General features: G+C 62.1%; 5 protein-coding genes. 4 read left to right on the top strand and 1 reads right to left on the bottom strand.

Annotated features, from left to right (window positions below; all coding sequences use genetic code 11):
- Positions 1 to 18 precede the first annotated feature (18 nt).
- The gene (locus HRV97_RS17205; protein ID WP_174195350.1) at positions 19 to 360 is read right to left on the bottom strand and encodes a hypothetical protein; all 342 of its coding nucleotides are present in this window, start codon (positions 358 to 360) and stop codon (positions 19 to 21) included.
- Between the two features lie 517 nt (positions 361 to 877).
- On the opposite strand from HRV97_RS17205, the gene HRV97_RS17200 reads away from it, so the two are divergent.
- The 4 genes from HRV97_RS17200 to HRV97_RS17185 all read left to right on the top strand — a co-directional run bounded on the left by HRV97_RS17200 (position 878) and on the right by HRV97_RS17185 (position 1,831).
- Positions 878 to 1,099 (top strand): hypothetical protein, encoded by a 222-nt coding sequence (locus tag HRV97_RS17200; RefSeq protein ID WP_174195349.1) that lies wholly within the window; start codon positions 878 to 880, stop codon positions 1,097 to 1,099.
- A 66-nt stretch (positions 1,100 to 1,165) separates the two neighbouring features.
- Entirely contained in the window at positions 1,166 to 1,354 is a 189-nt protein-coding gene (locus tag HRV97_RS17195; protein WP_174195348.1) for a hypothetical protein, read from the top strand.
- On the top strand, positions 1,347 to 1,565 hold the full coding sequence (locus HRV97_RS17190; RefSeq protein WP_174195347.1) for a hypothetical protein: 219 nt from the start codon (positions 1,347 to 1,349) through the stop codon (positions 1,563 to 1,565). The genes HRV97_RS17195 and HRV97_RS17190 overlap by 8 nt, the downstream gene beginning before the upstream one ends.
- A gap of 47 nt (positions 1,566 to 1,612) precedes the next feature.
- Positions 1,613 to 1,831 carry a hypothetical protein gene (locus HRV97_RS17185; protein ID WP_174195346.1) on the top strand — a complete coding sequence of 73 codons (219 nt, stop codon included), beginning with the start codon at positions 1,613 to 1,615 and terminating at the stop codon, positions 1,829 to 1,831.
- Positions 1,832 to 1,860: the final 29 nt, after the last annotated feature.

The raw sequence follows: 1,860 nt of genomic DNA, 5'->3' as shown, positions 1-1,860 counted from the left end.
GCCAGCAGGAAGGCTGAATCAGAAAACCGGGGCCATGTGAATCCTCAACGATTCAGGTCGCCCGAAAACCGCTCTAGTATCAACGCAACGGTGCACCTCGCGCGAGGTCTGCGTCTGTTCTTCAGCAACCGTTAGCACAACGAGCGTTCGATAGGCCGTCTGCTGGCCGCTAATATCCTGTGCCTGGTAGGTCGGCGTCAGCCCGGCGCTGTCCAGACACGCCGATACCTGGCTCAAGGGCTTGGACGTCCAAAAGGCGCCGTAGGCATTCTTCGGAATATCCGACGGTCCGGTGCCCCCCGATCCGAGTGCGCACCCCGACAGGATTGCCGCTGTCGAAATGATGGCAAGCGCTTTCATCGTTACCTCGTGATCTTCGTCGTAACGCCCCTTAGTTGGGGACACATCAATGGACAATGCGTCCCTCGCGACCAAAGCTGTTGCGAAGGATTTGTCCAGGTTGCGCGTCGAGGCGAGATTGTGGCGCTGCTCCGAAGCCCCCTTCGAGCAGCGCCGCTTCTAAGGTCTGACGTACCGACCTCTCTGATTGGTTAACGACGGCGTCGACTAGCGACCGCGGCTGCAACAAGCGCCGCCACCGAACTGATCAGCATGAATACGGCTGGCACGCGCTTACTCCTCAATCGATGCGCTTTAAGTGGTTTTTCGTGCTGCGCCTGCGAGCCTTTTCTCGCGCGACACCGCGCCGCCAGCGGACGAGCGCGTAGGCGCCAGCCATGACGATAAGTGCGATCAGAACGTACCCGATTATGTGACGTTCAGTCATGGAATGCCTCGCATCGGCGGTGTCTGCTGGCTTCCGGATTACGCCAGCCGCGCACGCTTCTACGCTCCTAGCCGGAGAAAGGTAACATCGATGATTAAAGCTACCATCGCGGCCCAGGCGGTCGCGAACGGGCCAATGACGGCTATTGCAGCAATCGTCATCGGCCTGCGCGTGATCGCCGGCGCACTGGCGCTCTACAATCTCTGGTGGTCGGCATCGGGCGCGCTGACGCTGATGCGTGGTCGCATTCGGCCACCGGAGATCTTCCTCAGCTTCGTGTTCTGGATGGCAACGGTGACGGTCGTATTCTAGGCGTCCTACCTGTCCGGGCAGACCAACTAGTGGCGGCTCGCCGCATACACCGCGCTCGTCGTAGCGATGGGGCTGGCGGCGATCGGCTACGCGCAGGGCGCGAAGATGAAGGCCAGTGCCTTCTTCGACGCCTACGACCACCTTGGGGTCGCGATGTCGATGGTCGATCTTGCGCGGATCGATCCAGCAGCGGCAGCGGAGATGGCGGGCGAATGCCGGCGGCGTACGGCATCGCGGATGCTCGCGCGTGGTTGACCTGGCCGAGCTCGGGAAGATTGGCGGTGCGCTTGTCGCGAGCGGGGCTCTCGGATGGGTCGGTAACGCCGCGGTTGAGTGGTGGAAGAACCGCGGAGTCGCTGCTGATGCGCGAACGGCCGCCGAAGTTAATATCGAGCAGCATCGGGACGGACTGACCTTTCAGCTGCTCGTCGCGTGTCGAAGCGAGATCGCCGCGCTGACCGCTTAGGTCGATCGGCTGCGTCATTCTATGATCTCCAGCAAGCGTTGGAGCACATGGATGCATTGCTGAATAGCACAGTGGACGATCGCGCCGGCATCGAGCGCAACGCCCGCGCCTTCCTCAATCGCATGCGCCGCAACGCCGAGGCGCGCGGCACCATCAACAATGAAGTCCAGCGCACGGCGAGCACCGCCCGGCTGATGACGGACGATCTGCCGCCACCTGGTAAGCATCCGGCGGGTGCCGCCTTGCTGTGTTGGGGCCGGGGATAGAGGACGTCCTTACAGCCGCACGTAAGGAC

The sequence above is a fragment of the Sphingomonas hominis genome, from assembly GCF_013328205.1.
In the GTDB taxonomy this organism is placed as follows: Bacteria; Pseudomonadota; Alphaproteobacteria; order Sphingomonadales; family Sphingomonadaceae; genus Sphingomonas; species Sphingomonas hominis.
This window is presented reverse-complemented; position numbering and strand designations above follow the sequence as displayed.

Excerpts from the sequence above, each read along its gene's own strand:
- HRV97_RS17205 (WP_174195350.1), bottom strand. The coding sequence starts at position 360 with ATGAAAGCGCTTGCCATCATTTCGACAGCGGCAATCCTGTCGGGGTGC.
- HRV97_RS17200 (WP_174195349.1), top strand. The coding sequence starts at position 878 with ATGATTAAAGCTACCATCGCGGCCCAGGCGGTCGCGAACGGGCCAATG.
- HRV97_RS17195 (WP_174195348.1), top strand. The coding sequence starts at position 1,166 with ATGGGGCTGGCGGCGATCGGCTACGCGCAGGGCGCGAAGATGAAGGCC.
- HRV97_RS17185 (WP_174195346.1), top strand. The coding sequence starts at position 1,613 with ATGGATGCATTGCTGAATAGCACAGTGGACGATCGCGCCGGCATCGAG.